10 protein-coding genes, 1 pseudogene and 1 riboswitch are annotated in these 17,859 nt (G+C 73.0%); of the genes and pseudogenes, 5 read left to right on the top strand and 6 right to left on the bottom strand.

The genetic code is table 11. The features are described 5' to 3' along the window. Positions 1–18: 18 nt before the first annotated feature. From ACFYOH_RS01525 to ACFYOH_RS01510, 4 genes and pseudogenes are all read right to left on the bottom strand, one after another. On the bottom strand, positions 19–909 hold the full coding sequence (locus ACFYOH_RS01525) for a hypothetical protein (RefSeq protein ID WP_388619810.1): 891 nt from the start codon (positions 907–909) through the stop codon (positions 19–21). A gap of 130 nt (positions 910–1,039) precedes the next feature. Continuing rightward, on the bottom strand, positions 1,040–2,218 hold the full coding sequence (locus tag ACFYOH_RS01520; protein ID WP_388619808.1) for a VWA domain-containing protein: 1,179 nt from the start codon (positions 2,216–2,218) through the stop codon (positions 1,040–1,042). A 578-nt stretch (positions 2,219–2,796) separates the two neighbouring features. After that, positions 2,797–5,385, bottom strand: a pseudogene (locus tag ACFYOH_RS01515) (DUF5682 family protein); the annotation flags it as partial. Further along, positions 5,382–6,545, bottom strand: coding sequence for an AAA family ATPase (locus tag ACFYOH_RS01510; protein WP_388619805.1), 1,164 nt, complete (start codon positions 6,543–6,545; stop codon positions 5,382–5,384). The pseudogene ACFYOH_RS01515 and the gene ACFYOH_RS01510, both read right to left, overlap by 4 nt. A 141-nt stretch (positions 6,546–6,686) precedes the next feature. Here ACFYOH_RS01510 and ACFYOH_RS01505 point away from each other — a divergent pair, with 141 nt between their 5' ends. Next, complete coding sequence (locus tag ACFYOH_RS01505; protein ID WP_388619803.1) at positions 6,687–8,039, top strand: SWIM zinc finger family protein; 1,353 nt, start codon at positions 6,687–6,689, stop codon at positions 8,037–8,039. 330 nt (positions 8,040–8,369) lie between these two features. After that, entirely contained in the window at positions 8,370–10,025 is a 1,656-nt protein-coding gene (locus tag ACFYOH_RS01500) for a DUF5691 domain-containing protein (protein ID WP_388619800.1), read from the top strand. Positions 10,026–10,146: 121 nt separating this feature from the next. On the opposite strand, the gene ACFYOH_RS01495 is transcribed toward ACFYOH_RS01500, so the two are convergent. Continuing rightward, positions 10,147–10,569: a cobalamin B12-binding domain-containing protein gene (locus ACFYOH_RS01495; RefSeq protein ID WP_171153566.1), complete on the bottom strand. Its 423-nt coding sequence runs from the start codon at positions 10,567–10,569 to the stop codon at positions 10,147–10,149. Positions 10,570–10,794: 225 nt separating this feature from the next. Here ACFYOH_RS01495 and ACFYOH_RS01490 point away from each other — a divergent pair, with 225 nt between their 5' ends. Beyond that, positions 10,795–11,646 (top strand): esterase/lipase family protein, encoded by an 852-nt coding sequence (locus ACFYOH_RS01490; RefSeq protein ID WP_388619798.1) that lies wholly within the window; start codon positions 10,795–10,797, stop codon positions 11,644–11,646. A gap of 222 nt (positions 11,647–11,868) precedes the next feature. Next, on the top strand, positions 11,869–13,392 hold the full coding sequence (locus ACFYOH_RS01485; protein ID WP_388619796.1) for a M23 family metallopeptidase: 1,524 nt from the start codon (positions 11,869–11,871) through the stop codon (positions 13,390–13,392). Positions 13,393–13,434: 42 nt separating this feature from the next. On the opposite strand, the gene pcrA is transcribed toward ACFYOH_RS01485, so the two are convergent. Further along, on the bottom strand, positions 13,435–15,918 hold the full coding sequence (gene pcrA / locus ACFYOH_RS01480) for a DNA helicase PcrA (protein ID WP_388619793.1): 2,484 nt from the start codon (positions 15,916–15,918) through the stop codon (positions 13,435–13,437). A 261-nt stretch (positions 15,919–16,179) separates the two neighbouring features. Beyond that, positions 16,180–16,351: riboswitch (cyclic di-AMP (ydaO/yuaA leader) on the top strand. Positions 16,352–16,358: 7 nt separating this feature from the next. Here pcrA and ACFYOH_RS01475 point away from each other — a divergent pair. Beyond that, entirely contained in the window at positions 16,359–17,540 is a 1,182-nt protein-coding gene (locus ACFYOH_RS01475; RefSeq protein ID WP_388619790.1) for an NlpC/P60 family protein, read from the top strand. Positions 17,541–17,859: the final 319 nt, after the last annotated feature.

Here is a 17,859-nt window from a genome sequence, read left to right as displayed (position 1 = left end):
GGAGGTCGGCCCTGTTGCCTAGCCGGGGAAGACGGGAATGTCCCGGTGCCGGTCCCGGGTGCGGGGCGCGTCGACACGCGCGGTGGCGCCGGACGCGAGCCGCAGGGGCGCCCGGTCGTCGAAGGTGACGGCGTGCGCGTCGCCGTGGCGGGACGTGCTGCCGTCGGCGGCCTGCTTGCCGAGCACGCCGTCGGAGTCCCCGGTGGGCACCGGCCGGCCGGGGACGCCCAGGGCGGCGGCCCCGTGGCGCGCGAATGTGTGCGCCACAGGCCGCGCCACGGCGGCGGCCTCCGGGCCGTACGGAGCGGCCGGCGCCGCTGCGCCGTCGGCCGTACGGCCCTGGGCACGGGCGTGCCGCTGCTTCTGCCGCTCCACGGAAACCGGCGCCGCCGTACCGCTGTGCCGCCGCGGGCCGGGCACCGTGGTCTTCGGCTCCGGCGTCAGCCGGACGGGCCCGTCCGAGACTTGAGTGAGGCCGGGCAGGGGCAGCGAGGGCGCCGTGGCCCGGGGCTGGTCGACCACGGCTTGGGCGACCGTGGTCTCGACGGTCTCCAGGGTCTCGACGGTCCGCGAAACGGCGGGGAGCACGTCGTGTGCGGGCGTGACGGCCTGTTCGTCGGCGGTGTGGACCTGGCCGGCAACCCGCTCGGCGACCGCGCGAACCGCCCGCACCGCCGGTACGGCCCGCGCCGCCCGTACCGGGTCATCGTGCCCGGCGATCCCCACGGACCGCACCGGCGTCGCCCGCGTCGGCACCGGGGTCCCATCGGCCGCGTGCGCCTGTTCGCCGCAGAGGAAACCCAGCGCGAACAGCCCGCCCACCAGCAGCACGAGTTGAAGCACACGCCGCCCGGCCGCCGTACGCAGTGCGCGCACGGCGGTACCAAGGAGGGCTGCTGGGAAGGTCAAGGAGCTGAACATCCTCGGCTCGGTACGACGTGGGCTCCGCCGATACTTGCACGGCCCGCCCGAGGCCGCGCAAGCCCGGTGTTACCGATAGGCAGTCATGTCCCTTTTACTGCCCCATTCACGCCTGGCGTCACACAGTGTCCGGTATCGGCAACGGCCGCTTCTCCAGCGCGGCGGCCATGACTTCGGGGAACAGGTCGGGCGTGCAGGCGAAGGCCGGCGCGCCGAGCGCGGCGAGCGCGGCCGCGTGCTCCCGGTCGTACGCCGGCGCGCCCTCGTCCGACAGCGCCAGCAGCGCCACGAACTGCACCCCGGACGCCTTCATCGCCGCCACCCGCTTGAGCATCTCGTCGCGGATGCCGCCCTCGTAGAGATCGCTGATCAGCACGACCACGGTCTCGGCGGGCCGGGTGATCTGTGACTGGCAGTAGGCCAGCGCCCGGTTGATGTCCGTGCCGCCGCCGAGCTGGGTGCCGAAGAGGACGTCGACCGGGTCGTCCAACTCGTCGGTGAGGTCGACCACCGCCGTGTCGAAGACGACCAGCCGGGTGCCGATCGACCGCATGGAGGCGAGGACCGCGCCGAACACGGACGCGTAGACAACGGACGCGGCCATCGATCCGGACTGGTCGATGCAGAGGATGACCTCCTTCTTCACGGACCGGGCGGCCCGCCCGTATCCGACGAGCCGTTCCGGCACGATCGTGCGGTACTCGGGCAGGTAGTGCTTGAGGTTGGCCGCGATGGTGCGGTTCCAGTCGATGTCGTGGTGGCGCGGGCGGCTGATCCGCGCGCTGCGGTCGAGGGCGCCGGTGAGCGTGGCCCGCGTCCGGTTCGCGAGCCGCTTCTCCAGGTCCTCTACGACCTTGCGCACGACCGCGCGTGCCGTCTCCTTCGTCGTCTCCGGCATCGCCTTGTTCAGCGAGAGCAGCGTGCCGACCAGGTGCACGTCCGCCTCCACCGCTTCCAGCATCTCCGGCTCCAGCAGCAGGGAGGCGAGACCGAGCCGGTCGATGGCGTCGCGCTGCATGACCTGGACGACGGAGGAGGGGAAGTAGGTGCGGATGTCCCCGAGCCACCGCGCCACGGACGGCGCCGAGGCCCCGAGCCCCGCCGAACGCTCCCGTCCCGCCTGCGGCTTGTCCCCCTTGCCGTAGAGCGCGGCCAGCGTCCCGTCCATCGCCGCGTCCCGCCCGGACAGCGCACACCCGGTGCCGTCGGCCTGCTCCCCACCGAGCACCAGCCGCCACCGCCGCAACCGCTCCCGCGCCAGGTCCTCCACCTCCGACGACACCGATCCACTCCTCATGCCCCCACCCCCGCAAGGCTGTTGTCCTCGGTCCCGCCCCACCCACCGGCGCCGCACCCGCTTGTGCCGCACGGGCTCGTGTCGCACCGGCTAGTGCCGGACGCGCTCGTGTTGCGCCCAGTCGTGCCGCACGCGCTCGTCTCGCACCCGGTCGTGACCCACTCGGTCGTGTCACACTCAGTAGTGCCGCACCGGCTCGTGGCGCACCCGCTAGTGCCGGACGCGCTCGTATTGCGCCCAGTCGTGCCGCACGCGCTCGTCTCGCACCCGGTCGTGACCCACTCGGTCGTGTCACACCCGCCGCACGCGCTCGTGTCACGCCCAGTCGTGTCACACCCAGTCGTGTCACAGCCGGTCGTGACTCGCTCGGCGACCGCCGGCTCGGGCGGCGCCGGCTCGGGTTTCTCCTGCCCATCCGTCCCGCGCCCGGCCGGCCGCCGGGCGTCGCGGACGGTCGGTCCAGGCTGGGCGGGCTCCCGCTGGGCCAAGGTGCGCTCGCACGGTTCTCGCCGGGCCGGAGCGCACTCGGCCGGATCAGGCTCGGCCCGTTCTCGCCGGGCCGGGTCACCTTCGGCCGGGTCGGCCAGGCCGAGCAGCAGGCGCAGCACCGGCAGTACGGCGTCGGCGCGCCGGAGGTCCGGTTCGGCGGCGAAGCCGGGCGTCATGGGCCCGTGGGCCGCCCGGCCGGCTGCAGCTCCGGGGCCACGCCGGACCAGTTCGCCGAGCGTTCTGCGCACCCCGGGCTCATACGCCGCGAACGTACGGCGCAGCAGCGGCAGTACGTCCGTGAACGCCTCCGCCGAGACACCGGTCAGCCAGCTGTCCACCAGACCGAGCAGCCGCCCGTCGTGCACCAGCAGCAGTCCGCCTCCGCCGCCGACGAAGCCCTCGATCCAGGCGGCGGCGTCGGCGGGCGGAGTCCCCGGCGACAGCGCGAGCCCCATCAGCCGCGCCGCCTCATCGGCCCCCAACTCACCGTCGTCCAACAGCAACCGCACCGCCCGCCCCCGCAACACACCGGGCACGCTGTCCCGCAACGACAAGGTCCGCAGCACCGCTCGCCAACGGCCGCGCAGATCATCGTGCCCGGCACGGAGAACGGCACCGCCAGCCACGCCGGGGCCGCCGGCACCCGCTCCCCCGCCGGCACCACCACCCGCGTCCACACCGACACCCGCACGCCCGCCCGCGCCCGAACCCGGGCCCCCACTGCCGGCCCCCACCGCGGCCACCGTCTCCGCCAGCAACCCCACCGCCGTGTGCACGGCGTCCACATGACCGCGCATCTCCTCCGCCGCGTCCGTGTCGAGCGCGGCGCACGCCGGGGGCAGGCCGACGAAGATGCGTTCGGCGAGGCCTGCGGCGACGTCGGCCAGCGCACCGGTGTCGGTGCCGCGCACGTCGCCGTAGCGCAAGGAGCGGACGAGGGCGGGCAGGGCCTGGGCGAGGTGGCCCACGTCGGCGTCGAGCGCGGCCCGGTCGGCGAGGACCCGCATGACGACGGGCAGGGCGTCCGGCAGCCCGGCCCGCAGACACTGCTCGGCGAGCGCGGTGACATCGGCGAGGGTGCGCGCGGCCGTCGCGTCCGCCTCGGCCCTGGCCTGCGCCGCGCCCAGTACGGTCGTCCCCCACACGCCCGCCTCGGCCACCCGCACCGACAACTCCGGCTCCCAGCGCAGCCGCCACGTCTCCCGGAACGTGCCCGTACTCCCCCGAGACCGCGTGGGCTCGCCCCAGCCGACGCCGAGCAGCCGGAGCCGGTGCAGCAGCCTGCTGCGGCCGGCATCGGTGTCACCCCGCAGGTCCAGCTCCAGCTCGCGCTCCAGTGCCTCGGGTTTGAGCCGCAGCGAGCGCTGTTGCCGGGCCAGGTCGCGCTGGAGCGGCACCGCCGGCGCCGACTCCGGCACCTCTCCCAGGACGTCCCCGACCACCAGCCGGTCGTGCACCAGGGCCAGCGGCACGTCCGAGCCGTCGCCCATCACCGCGCGCACCGCGTCGGTGGTCTCGCTCAAGCCCGGCAGCGGGCGCCCGCGCAGTACCGCCAGGGTCTCGGCGAGCCGGACGGCCTCGATGACATGGGCGGAGGACACGATCCGGTCCTCCTCGCGCAGCAGCCGCGCCACCTTCGTCAGCCACCGCTCGACCGGGCGGTCGGGAGCGTGGAACAGATGGCCGTACCAGCCCGGCGAGTCGATGCCCGCGCCGTACCCGCTGGACCGGGCGAGCCTGCGGTGGGTCCAGGGCACCCAGGTCAGGTCCGCCTTGACCCTGGGCAGCCCCTTCAGCAGGGACCGGTCGGCGGTGACGGTGGTCTTCTCGCGCAGCGCGGGCACATGCCAGGCCCCACAGACCACGGCCACCTCGTCGCCGAACTCCTTGCGCGCGGCGCGCAGCCGGAGCCGCATGTGCGCCTCGCGGACCAGGTCCCGGGAGTGCCCGCCGACGCCGTACCGCTCGCGGAGTGCGCCCATCGCCTCCTCCAGCGCGGCGAAGGGGGCGAAGGGGTCCCGCTCCCCCGGGCCCCGGTGCTCGACCACGTCCTCCCACCAGCGCTCGGGGTCGTCGTACCCGGCCGCCTCGGCGAGCACCGCGAGCGGGTCGATCCGGGCCTGCTCGCGAACGTCCTGAGCTTCATCGCCGTCCCGAGAGCCCTCGGCGCCGTGTGGCCCGTCGTCCTGCTGAGGCTCACCAGCGTCCTGCGGCCCGCGGCCCTCCTGAGACTCAGCGGCGCCCTGCGTGCCTCCCGCACTCCCCTCGGCACCTGTCCCCGTGGCCGGTTCCTCTCCGGACCCCTCAGGAGGCGCCTCCCCCTCCCACGCGAGCGTGTGCGCGGCCGGCAGGTCGATGAAGTGGGCGGGGACGCCGTGTTCCAGGGCCCAGCGGATCGCCACCCATTCGGGGCTGAACTCGGCGAAGGGCCAGAACGCCGCGCGGCCTGGCTCGTCCACGGCATGGGCGAGCAGGGCCACCGGGGGGCGCAGGTCCGGGTCGGCGGCCAGCGGAATCAGCGCGTCGGCCTCGGGTGGGCCCTCGATCAGGACGGCCGCGGGCTGAGCCGCGTCCAGGGCGCCGCGCACCGCGCGGGCGGAGCCCGGGCCGTGGTGCCGCACGCCCAGCAGAAGCGGTCCGGAGGCGTCGGCCTTGGGCCAGCGGGTGTCGTCGGTCATGCGCTCACCTCCCGGCACGCGCGGTAGAAGTCCGTCCAGCCCTCGCGCTCGCGCACGACCGTCTCCAGGTACTCCTGCCAGACGACCCGGTCACCCGCCGGGTCCCGCACGACTACGCCGAGGATGCCCGCGGCGACGTCGCCCGGGCGCAGCACGCCGTCGCCGAAGTGCGCGGACAGGGCGAGGCCGCCCGTGACGACGGAGATCGCCTCGGCCGTGGACAGCGTGCCGCTGGGCGACTTCAGCTTGGTGCGGCCGTCGGCGGTGATGCCGTCGCGCAGCTCGCGGAAGACGGTCACGACCCGGCGGATCTCCTCGATGCCGTCGGGCGCGGCCGGCAGGTCGAGGGAGCGGCCGATCTGCTCGACCCTGCGGGTGACGATGTCGACCTCGACGTCGGCGCTCTCCGGCAGCGGCAGCACCACGGTGTTGAAGCGGCGACGCAGCGCGCTGGAGAGGTCGTTGACCCCTCTGTCCCGGTCGTTGGCGGTGGCGATGAGGTTGAACCCGCGGACCGCCTGGACCTCCTGGCCCAGCTCCGGGACGGGCAGGGTCTTCTCCGACAGGATCGTGATCAGGGAGTCCTGCACGTCGGCCGGGATCCGGGTCAGCTCCTCCACCCGGGCCGTCATGCCCTCGGCCATGGCGCGCATGACGGGGCTGGGCACGAGGGCGTCGCGGCTCGGTCCGTGCGCGAGCAGCTGCGCGTAGTTCCAGCCGTACCGGATCGCCTCCTCCGGGGTGCCGGCGGTGCCCTGCACCAGCAGGGTGGAGTCACCGCTGACGGCGGCCGCCAGGTGCTCCGACACCCAGGTCTTGGCGGTGCCGGGCACGCCGAGCAGGAGCAGGGCGCGGTCGGTGGCGAGGGTGGTGACGGCGACCTCGACGATCCGGCGCGGGCCCACGTACTTGGGTGTGATCACCGTGCCGTCCGGCAGGGTGCCGCCGAGCAGGTACGTCGCCACCGCCCACGGCGACAGCTTCCAGCGGGCCGGGCGCGGGCGGTCGTCCTGCGCGGAGAGTGCGGCGAGTTCTGCGGCGAAGGCGTGCTCGGCGTGCGGGCGCAGCGCCTGCGCGCTCTCGGCCGCGCCCTCGCCGTCGGTCGGTTCGGCGGTCGTCGGTCGTACGGACGCAGACGCAGACGTGGCAGACGCAGACATGGCTGACATGGCTGAGGCCCCCTCCAGCTCGGCCGGTTCGGATCTGGCATCCACCGTGCACCACGCCACTGACAATCGCTCTGACCTGCGCAAACGCCCACACCGGACGGATTGTCAGTGGCGGGACCTACCGTCGGAGACATGACTGAGCAGGGGGTGCGCTGGACCGCGGAGCAGGTGCTGTCACTGGCGCCTGACGCCGCGTCACGCAAAGCGGGAGGCAAGCTCGGCACGGCCGGTCCGTGGTCCGAGGCGGGAAGCAGAGAGGGGACGGTGTGGGGGCTGTGCAAGGGCAGCGGCAGCAGGCCGTACCAGACGGTGGTCGATCTCGCCGACGCGGCCGGACCGGCGTACAAGTGCAGTTGTCCGAGCCGTAAGTTCCCGTGCAAGCACGCGCTCGGACTGCTGCTGCTCTGGGCGGGCGGCGACGGCTCGGTGCCGGAGTCCGCGGCGCCGCCGGACTGGGCCGAGCAGTGGCTCGCGGGCAGACGCAGGCGCACGGAGAGCAAACAGGGCCGCAGCGAGGGGAGTTCCGGGAGCCGGTCCGCCGATCCGGAGGCGGCCCGGCGGCGGGCCGAGCGCCGGGCCGAGCGGGTGGCAGCGGGTGCGACGGAGCTGGAGCAGCGCCTCGCGGACCTGCTCCGCGGCGGCCTGGCCGCGGCCGAGCAGGCGGGGTACGGCCTGTGGGACGAGACGGCGGCCCGCATGGTCGACGCCCAGGCTCCCGGACTTGCGGCCCGGGTCAGGGAGTTGGGGGCGGTCCCGGCATCGGGCGCGGGCTGGCCGGCCCGGTTGCTGGAGGAGTGCGCGCTGCTGCACCTGCTCGACCAGGGCTGGCTGCGCCACGACCGGCTGCCGGACGCCCTCGCGGCCACGGTCCGCTCCCGGCTGGGCCTGCCCGCCACGGCGGACGGCGCGCCGCTCCGCGACCGCTGGCTGGTCCTCGCCCAGTACGACACGGTGGACCCGAAACTGACGACCCGCCGCATATGGCTGCACGGTTCCTCCTCGGGCCGCACCCGGCTCCTGCTGTCCTACGGCGCGGCCGGCCGGGCTCCCGAGCTGTCCCTGCCGGTCGGGCTGGCCCTGGACGCTGAGCTGTCCGCCTATCCGGGGGCGGGCCAGTCCCGGTCCGCCCTGGGCGAGCGGTTCGCCCCTCCCGCCCCGGCCGCGTTCCGCCCACCGGGCACGAGCACGGCCGAGGCGGCGGCCCGGTACGGCGAGGCGCTGCGCGACGACCCCTGGCTGGAGTCCGTCCCGGTGACGCTGGACCGGGTGATACCGGTTCCGGACGGCGACCAGTGGCAGTTGGCCGACGCCGACACGGACTCCGCCCTGCCGCTCACCCGGGCCGCCCGCTCCCGCCCCGGCCTGTGGCGGCTGGTCGCCCTGTCCGGCGGCGCCCCGGTCAAGGTCTTCGGCGAGTGCGGCCACCGCGGCTTCACCCCGCTCACGGCTTGGGACGGCACGGGCGAGGCGGTGCCCCTGTGCTGACCGGTCTGCCGGCAGAACGCCGGCGCGCCCCGGCGCACCGAGCCGAACCAACGGCACATTCGGGCACACCGAGCCGAGCGCCTGCCACCGACCGACCCACCAGAACAGCACCGGCGCCTTCAGGCACACCCGGCCCAGAAGGCACCGCCAACCGATCCGCCAGGAAAGAGGCGGCGCCTTCAGACGCACCCGGCCGAAGCGACAGCACCAACCGAGCCGCCAGAACCGGCCGACACCTCCAACCATCCCCGGCCGAGGCCGCACCGTCGAGCCGGCCGGCCTGCCGGAAGTCACCGGCACCCCTCGGACAGGCGCAGGGAAGGGAACGCGATGAATGGGACGACGACCCCGGCCGACGTGGACGCCACGGCCGCGGCAAGCTCTTGGGAAGACCTGGTGACCACCGCTCTTCTGGGCACCGACCGGCGCCCCGCCGCGTACGCCGGGTCCGGCCGGGAGGCACCCCTGGCGCTGCTCGACGAGGCCGCCGTGGCGACCGTACGGCGGCGGGCCGGGCTGCGGCCCGCGCGGGCGGCGCGCCGACCGGACCCGGCACCCGAGGATCCGCGTCCGGCCCTGCCCCCCGCGGCGGCCCGCAGACTCACCACGCTGCTGGCCGACCGTTCCGGCGGCGGAGGCGGCGGCCGCCGGGGCAGCTCCCCGGACCTCATGGAACTGCTCCCACAGTGGCTGGCGGCGGCCAACGCGCATGGATACGCGGCGCCTGCGCAGACGCTGCCCGCCCTGCTGGACGCGGCGCGGGGCCGTACGGACCTGCGCCCGGCGGCGCTGGAGTTCGCGGGCCCGCGGGCGCTGTGGCTGGCCCGGCTGAACACGGACTGGCGCTTCGCGCTGCGCGCGGCCCCCGGCGGCGGCGCCACGCTGCCCGACCCCGGCGACAGGGAGGCGGTGGGCAGGCTGTGGCAGGAGGGGCTGTTCGCCGAGCGGGTCGCCCTGCTGGGCGCGCTGCGCGCCGGTACGCCCGCGCTCGCGCGCGAGCTGCTCATGTCGACCTGGCCGACCGAGCGGGCGGAGGACCGGCTGATGTTCCTCGACTCGCTGCGCACCGGCCTGTCGGCTGCGGACGAGCCGTTCCTGGAGCAGGCGTTGGGTGACCGCAGCCGCAATGTGCGGGCGACGGCGGCCGAACTGCTGTCGGCGCTGCCCGCTTCGGCACTCGCCACACGCATGGCCGTACGGGCCGCGGCATGTGTGGCGCTCGACCGCACGGGGAACCCGCCGGCGATCGTGGTGGAGGCGCCGGTCGAGTGCGACTCCGGCATGGAGCGCGACGGTGTGGTGGCCACACCTCCCGCAGGCAGAGGGGAACGATCATGGTGGCTGGGGCAGTTGGTGGAAGCCGCTCCGCTCCGCACCTGGCCGGAACGGCTCGGTGGACGGACGGCGGAGCAGATCGTGGCGCTGCCGGTGACGGACGGCTGGCAGGGCGAGCTGCACGCGGCCTGGTGCCGGGCGGCGGTGCGGCAGCGGGACGCCGGGTGGTCGAGGGCGCTGCTCGGCTCACCGTCGGCGCCGGAGGCCGGCGGGCCGGGCGCGGTGTCGCTGGCGGATCGCGCGAAGCTGCTGGCCACGCTGGACACGGCGGAACGGGCCGCGTGGGTGGCCGGGTTCATCGCCACACATGGGCTGTCGGAGGCGTTCCAGCTGCTCGGGGTGTGCGCGGTGCCCTGGGCCGCGCCACTGGGCCGGGCGGTCGTGGACGCGCTCAACATCGCGCGGGACGCGGGCAGTTACCCATGGAGCTTCAGCGGGGTGATGGGGCTCGCCGAGCGCTGCCTGGACCCCGCGGAGGTCATCCGGCTGGAGGCGCTGCTGGCGATACCCGACGAACGGGAGGACGCCGCGCCGGGAGCCGGAGGCTACTGGGCGGAGGCGTTCCAGCGGCTGGTGACCACGCTGCGGCTGCGGGCGGAGATGGCGCAGGAACTGGCCCCGGTCAGCCCGCACAGCCCGTCCGGAGCTTGAGGACGAGTTCAACCCGAAGCAGGGCTCCGGGGGCGGCGGCCCACAGGGACACCGGCCGCCCGCTCGCCGAACAGCCGGTCCGACCGCCGGACATGGCCGTCCAACCGCCGGACGCGGTCGCTCAGCCTCCGGACGCGGCAGGCTGACGGACGTTCTCCCGCACCCACTCCACGATCGACGCGGTCGTCGCGCCCGGTGTGAAGATCTCCGCGACGCCCTTCTCCTTCAGCGGCGGGATGTCCTCGTCCGGGATGATGCCGCCGCCGAAGACGAGGATGTCCTCGGCCTCGCGCTCCTTGAGCAGGTCGATCACCGCGGCGAACAGCGTGTTGTGCGCGCCGGAGAGGATGGACAGGCCGATCGCGTCGGCGTCCTCCTGGATGGCGGTGTCCACGATCTGTTCCGGCGTCTGGTGGAGCCCCGTGTAGATGACCTCCATGCCGGCGTCGCGCAGGGCACGCGCGATGACCTTGGCCCCCCGATCGTGGCCGTCGAGCCCCGGCTTGGCGACCACCACGCGGATCGGACCCGCTGCCACACCCATCACTGCCTCCATCAAACGACCACGGAAGCGATCGCTTCCGTCCGTAACGACAAGTACCGCACTTTTGGCGCGGTCCGCCACCCGTCGCGAAGTGAACGAACGTTATCTCCAGCATCCCGCAACCGGCAGTTTTACGGTGCGCGGCGAGGGGGAAATCACATGGTGGGACATGAGGGCACACGGGGGATCGAGCCGTCCTCCGGTGTGCCGACAGGAGGTCGGCCAATGAAGGTCACCGGGGTACTGCCGCTCTTTCTCCCGTTCTGCCGGCGCCTGTGGCCCGGCAGACTCGCCGGAATCTCCGTGGCGCTGCTGAAGGCGACCGCCCTGGAGGCCGCGATCCTGGCCTGCCATCTCCTGCTGTATCCGACCGGCCTCACCCAGGAGCGCCGCGCCCCTTTCCTGCCCGCCGGCGACGGCACCGCCCGGCTGCCGGTCCGCTCCGGCCCGCCGGTGGTGCTGCTGCACGGTTTCATCGACAACCGCTCGGTGTTCCTGCTGCTGCGCCGCAACCTGGCCCAGCACGGCGGGCAGCGGGTCGTATCGCTCAATTACTCCCCGCTGACCTGCGACATCCGCGCCGCCGCCGAGTTGCTCGGCCGGCACGTCGAGGAGATCTGCGAGCGCACCGGCAGCGACCAGGTCGACATCGTGGGGCACAGCCTCGGCGGGCTGATCGCCCGTTATTACGTGCAGTGTCTGGGCGGTGACCTGCGGGTGCGCATCCTCGTCACGCTGGGTACACCACACTCGGGGACCAGTGCGGCACCTTTGGCCAACGCCCATCCCATCGTGCGCCAGATGCGGCCCGGTTCGGGGGTGATCGAGGAGCTGGCCCGGCCCGCGCCCGGCTGCCGTACCCGGTTCGTCAGCTTCTGGAGTGACCTGGACTCCGTGATGGTGCCGCTGGAGACGGCCTGCCTGGAGCACCCCGACCTCGACGCGCAGAACGTCCGGGTGACCGGCATCGGACATCTCGCCCTGCCCGTGCATCCCGCCGTCGCGGCCGGGATACGCGAGGCCCTCGACTCCCCGCACGCCGGGGACCGGGTCGCCGACGGTCTCACGGTGGCGTGATCTGCCCGGCATCGGAGTGACGCACAGGTGACGAACAGTCACCACACATCGAACACCAATCGAACTCTCGGCCAAACTCGTGTCCTGCGCCCCCCGAAACGCCGCCGAATGCCCGTTTCCGGCGGGCGCGAAACCAGCCGAAGATTGTCGCGTCCAGGTACCGGCGGGTACAGTCACCGCACTGCTCTGGCAGCCCCTGTTGTCGAGGCGAAAGAGAAGTTGGTGAACGACCGTCACCCGTCGGGGACCATGACCACCCCGGCCCCGGCTTCAGACGCCTCCGCCGCGCACTACGCGCCGTACGGGACGCATGGAGCCCCCTACGGCGACTTCACCACGTACGGCGGCTACGAGGCCACCGGTTTTCCGGACGGCACCGGCACCTTCGCCACGGACCCGCTCTTCGGCAGCCTGCCCGGCGAGCAGAGCACCGGCGCGTACGACAGCACGCAGTGGCAGACCGGCCAGACCCCGAACTACGACCCGTACGCGGCCCAGCACCACGCCGCCTACGACTCCGGCGTCTACGACTCCACCGCCTGGACGATCCCCGCCCAGGCGACGGGCAACGACATCAGCGGCCAGTGGGACGCGAGCGCCTGGCTGCAGCCCGACCAGTCCGGGATCGCCCCACCGACCCAGCAGTGGGCGTGGGGTACCCAGACCTTCGAGTCGGGTACCTTCGACGCCACACAGTGGAATTCCGGCGGCCAGGCCGCGCCGGCGGAGGCCGAGCAGCCTGCCGAACCGTTCGGCCAGCAGGCCACCGCCACCTTCGACCAGGTCGGCGACCCGCAGGCGACCGGCGCCTTCCCGCAGGTTCCGTACGGGCAGACCCCGTACGAGGACGAGGTCCCCTACGACGAGGTCCCCTACGAGGACACCGCCTTCGACGAACAGCAGGTCGGGGACGACGAGTCGGGCACCGCGGGTGAACAGGCCGCCGCCGAGCTGCTGGACGACCAGGAGGACATCGCGCCGACGCCCCGCGCCGGCTCGCGCAGCGCCGGGCGCTCCCGCCGGCGTACGACCGCCAAGCGCTCCGCGCTGCTCACCGTCGCCGTCCCCTCGGTCTGTGTGATGGGCGTCGCCGGGATCGCCGCCGCCTCGGTCGGCGCGCTGACCGACAACGGACACGACACCACGGCCTCCGCCTCGGACACGCACGCGGTCAAGGCCTCGGTCGCCAACAGCAAGCTGGACACCCAGCTCAACACCCTGTCCGCGGGCGCCCATGACTTCGCCGACCGGGCGAGCCGGACGCAGGAGCGGATCGACCTCAAGAACCAGCAGGAACTGGAGCAGAAGAAGGCCGCCGCGGCGGCCGCGCTCAAGGAGCGGCTGCGCCCCAAGTTCGTGCTGCCGGTCACGCAGAAGGGGCTCAGCGCCTACTTCGGCCAGGCGGGGGTGAACTGGATGTCCGTGCACACGGGCATCGACTTCCCGGTGTCGTACGGCACCACGGTGATGGCCGCGACCGACGGCGTCGTCTCCACCAAGTGGAACAGCGCCTACGGCAACATGATGATCGTGACGGCGAAGGACGGCACGCAGACCTGGTACTGCCATCTGTCCAGCTACCGCGTCGCCTCCGGGACGTCCGTCAAGGCCGGCGAGCCGATCGCCTACTCCGGCAACTCCGGCAACTCCACCGGCCCGCACCTGCACTTCGAGGTGCGGCCCGCGGGCGGGGCGGCCATAGACCCGCTGCCGTGGCTGCGGAGCCACGGGCTCGACCCGACGTAGAGCCCGGGGGCTTTCGCCCCCAGACCCCCTACGGCTTCTTCCCTACAGCTTCTCCACCGGCGCGTACCGCAGCAGCAGTCGCTTCGGCTTGGCGTCGCCGAAGTCGATCGTCGCCTCCGCGTTCCCGCCCGTGCCCTTCACGGCGACGACCGTGCCGAGCCCGAACTGGTCGTGGGTGACCCGGTCCCCGACGGCGAGGGCGACCACCGGCTTCTCCGTGGTGCGGCGCGTGGCGAACCCGGACGCGCCCGACGCCGAGGAACGCGAGCGGGTCGAGGACAGCGAGGCCGCGATCCCGGAGGCCGGGCCGGAGGACACCGGCGCCGCCGCTCCCGTCCGCTTCCAGTCCACATGGGTGGCCGGGATCTCCTCCAGAAAGCGGGAGGGCGGGTTGTACGACGGCTGGCCCCAGGCGCTGCGCATCGCCGACCGCGTGAGGTAGAGCCGCTCCCGCGCGCGTGTGATGCCGACGTAGGCCAGGCGCCGCTCCTCCTCCAGTTCCTTGGCCTGGCCGAGGGCGCGCATGTGCGGGAAGACGCCGTCCTCCATGCCGGTCAGGAAGACGACCGGGAACTCCAGGCCCTTGGCGGTGTGCAGGGTCATCAGGGTGATGACGCCGGAGCCTTCCTCGTCCTCGTCGGGAATCTGGTCGGAGTCGGCGACCAGCGCCACCTGCTCCAGGAAGTCGGCCAGCGTGCCCTGCTCGCCCTCCCCGCGCTCCTGCTCGAACTCCAGGGCCACCGCCGCGAGTTCCTGGAGGTTCTCGATGCGGGTCTCGTCCTGCGGGTCGGTGGAGGCCTGCAACTCGGCCAGGTAGCCGGTGCGTTCGAGCACCGCCTCCAGGACGGTCGCGGGACCCGCACCGGACTCGACGATGGTGCGCAGGTCCTCCATCAGCGTGTTGAACCGCTTGACGGCGTTGGTGGAGCGCGCGGCCATGCCGTACGCCTCGTCCACGCGCTTGAGCGCCTGCGGGAAACTGATCTTCTCGCGCTGGGAGAGGGCGTCGATCATCGCCTCCGCGCGCTCGCCGATGCCGCGCTTGGGCACGTTGAGGATGCGGCGCAGCGGCACCGAGTCCTCGGGGTTGGCGAGGACGCGCAGATAGGCCAGGACGTCCCGGACCTCCTTGCGCTCGTAGAAGCGGACCCCGCCGACGACCTTGTAGGGCAGGCCGACGCGGATGAAGACCTCTTCGAAGACACGGGACTGGGCATTGGTGCGGTAGAAGACGGCGACATCGCCCGCCCTGGCCTCGCGCGCGTCGACCAGACGGTCTATCTCGTCGGCGACGAACTGGGCCTCGTCGTGCTCGGTGTCGGCAACGTAACCGGTGATCCGCGCGCCCTGGCCGGCGTTGGTCCACAGGTTCTTCGGGCGGCGGGACTCGTTGCGCTCGATGACCGCGTTGGCGGCGGACAGGATGGTCTGTGTGGAGCGGTAGTTCTGCTCCAGCAGGATCGTCGTCGCGTTCGGGTAGTCCTCCTCGAACTGGAGGATGTTGCGGATCGTCGCGCCCCGGAAGGCGTAGATCGACTGGTCCGCGTCACCCACGACGCACAGTTCGGCGGGCGGGAGGTCGTGCTCGCTCGGCGGGATGTCCTCGCTGTGTTCGCCGGTGCCGACGAGTTCGCGCACGAGCGCGTACTGCGCGTGGTTGGTGTCCTGGTACTCGTCGACGAGGACATGCCGGAAGCGGCGGCGGTAGTGCCCGGCGACGTCCGGGAAGGCACGCAGCAGGTTGACCGTCGTCATGATCAGGTCGTCGAAGTCGAGCGCGTTGGCCTCGCGCAGGCGCGACTGGTAGAGCGCGTAGGCCTGGGCGAGGGTCTTCTCGAAGCCGTCCGTGGCCTGGGCGGCGAAGTCCTCCTCGTCGATCAGCTCGTTCTTCAGGTTGCTGATCTTCGCGCTGAACGATTTGGGCGGGAAGCGCTTGGGGTCGAGGTCCAGGTCGCGGCAGACCAGGGCCATCAGGCGCTTGCTGTCGGCGGCGTCGTAGATGGAGAAGCTGGAGGTGAAACCGAGCTTCTTGCTCTCCCGGCGCAGGATGCGCACGCACGCGCTGTGGAAGGTCATCACCCACATCGCGTTCGCGCGCGGGCCGACGAGGTGCTCGACGCGCTCCTTCATCTCGCCCGCGGCCTTGTTGGTGAAGGTGATCGCGAGGATCTGGCCCGGGTGCACATGCCGCTCGGCGAGCAGGTGGGCGATGCGGTGGGTGAGCACACGGGTCTTGCCGGAGCCGGCGCCGGCGACGATGAGCAGCGGGGAGCCGGCGTGCACGACCGCGGCGCGCTGGTTGTCGTTCAGCCCCTCCAGCAGCGCCGCCGCGTCGAGGGCGGGACGCGGGGCGCCGTCGCGGTAGTACGCGTCCCGGTCCGGCGGCACGTCGAACTTCCCGCCGAACAGATCGTCCGGAAGCGGCTCCGGAGCGTGATCGTCCTCGGGCGGCGGCGGGGGCTCCTCCTCGCGCCCGCGAGGGGCCTGGAGGTCCGCCAGGAAGCTGTCGTCAAAGAGGCTGCTCATCGCTCTACGAGTCTAGGGCTCCCCACCGACAACCGGTCGCCGTCCCCGGAACACGGCCGCCCCGGAAAGCAGTTGATCTTCACTGCCGAACGGCCCGCGCCCTGCTCACAGAGGGGTACCGTCCGATGACTCAGAAGCGAAACCTGACTCAGGTCACGAAAATGTATCGGACATATCACGCACCAACCTTCACAGGAGTCACACGAGTTGGCTAGCGTGCGTTCGGGCCGCACGACCCCTACCGGCGAACCTCGCCGGGCCGCGCGGCCCCCGCCGAGTCCGGCGTGCCCCGCAGGGCGCCCGGAGCCGGGGACCCACCGACCTTTGGGGTGAATCGGCCGGCTCCCACCCGGGACGCCGCCGTAGGGCAACCCTTCCGAACCACCGCCCGAACCCGACAGCTAACCCGGTAGGCGGCCCACTGGAAGGAGTCGCCTCTCTTGGCGTCGCACCGCAAGCCGCGCCCCGGCGGGACCATCGGAACCGGCCTTCGCGCTCCCGCCCTCGCCACCGCCGCCCTCACCTCCATGGCCGTGCTCTCGCAGACCGCGGAGGCCGCCCCGGGTACCGATCGCGCCAAGCCGACCCTGGAGGAGGTCGAGAAGAAGGTCGACGATCTCTACCGCCAGGCGGAGTCGGCGACCCAGAAGTACAACGCGGCCAAGGAGCGGACCGGCAAACAGCGCGGCCGCGTCGACGCCCTGCGCGAGGACGTCGCCCGGCGCACGGCACGCCTCAACAAGGCCCGTGAGGAGCTGGGCTCCTTCGCCGCGGCCCAGTACCGCACCGGCGCCGCCGCTCCGGACACGGCCACCTTCCTGCTGGCGAACGACCCGCAGGACTACTTCGACCAGACCCAGCTGATGAACCGGCTGACCTCGCGGGAGAAGAGCGCGGTCGACGACTTCATCGGCGAGCAGGCCGCGACGATGAAGAAGCGGCGGGAGGCCGCGGAGAGCCTGCAGACGCTGAGCGACTCGCAGCACGACCTGCAGACCGCCAAGGCAACCGTGCAGAAGAAACTGGCCTCGGCGCGGGAACTGCTGTCGCAGCTGACGGCCCAGGAGAAGGCGCGGCTGGCCGCCATCGAGCGGCAGAAGGACCAGGAGGCGGCGCGCAAGGCGGCCGAGCTGGCGAAGCAGCAGGCGGCTCAGCAGCAGGCCGACTCGTCCTCGTCGTCGTCCACCGCCACGGGGTCCGGCTCCGGGTCGGGTTCGACGGGCTCCGGCTCGACGGGGTCCACCACCACGTCCAGCTCGTACGACACGAAGGCAGAGAAGGCGATCGCCTTCGCCCGCGCGCAGATCGGCAAGCCGTATGTGTGGGGCGCCACCGGGCCGGACTCCTACGACTGCTCGGGCCTCACCCAGGCCGCCTGGAAGGCCGCCGGCGTCACCCTCCCGCGCACCACGTACGACCAGGTCAACGCGGGCACCACGGTCTCGCTCGCCGACGCGCGGCCGGGCGACCTGATCTTCTTCTACGACGACATCAGCCACGTCGGCGTCTACATAGGCAACGGCATGATGATCCACGCCCCGAAGCCGGGCGCGTACGTCCGCGAGGAGTCGATCTACTACGGCGGCGAGTCGATCATCCACAGCGTGGTCCGCCCGGGCTGACCACTCACCCCGGGCACGGGTGCGCCCCGCTCCACGCGCGCGTGCCGCCGAATTGCCGGACCACGCGCGCAGGTGCCGGCGGCTTGGGGGCCTCGCCTTGAGGCCCCCGGGCGCGCGTCGGCTGATCGCGTGCCGATGCGCGCGTGCGGGCGTTTTCCGCGTCCACGCGCGCGTGCGGGCGTTTTCCGCGTCCACGCGCGCGTGCGGGCGTTTTCCGCGTCCACGCGCGCGTGCGGCCGTTCCTGCGTCGATGCGCGCTACGTGCCGGCCTTCCTGCGTCCACACGCGCCGCGTGCCGGCTGTTCCTCCGTCCACGCGC

Source organism: Streptomyces sp. NPDC007856, assembly GCF_042868225.1.
Taxonomy (GTDB): Bacteria; Actinomycetota; Actinomycetes; order Streptomycetales; family Streptomycetaceae; genus Streptomyces.
The sequence above is the reverse complement of the archived record's forward strand: the minus strand, read 5'-3'. Positions and strand labels throughout refer to the sequence as shown.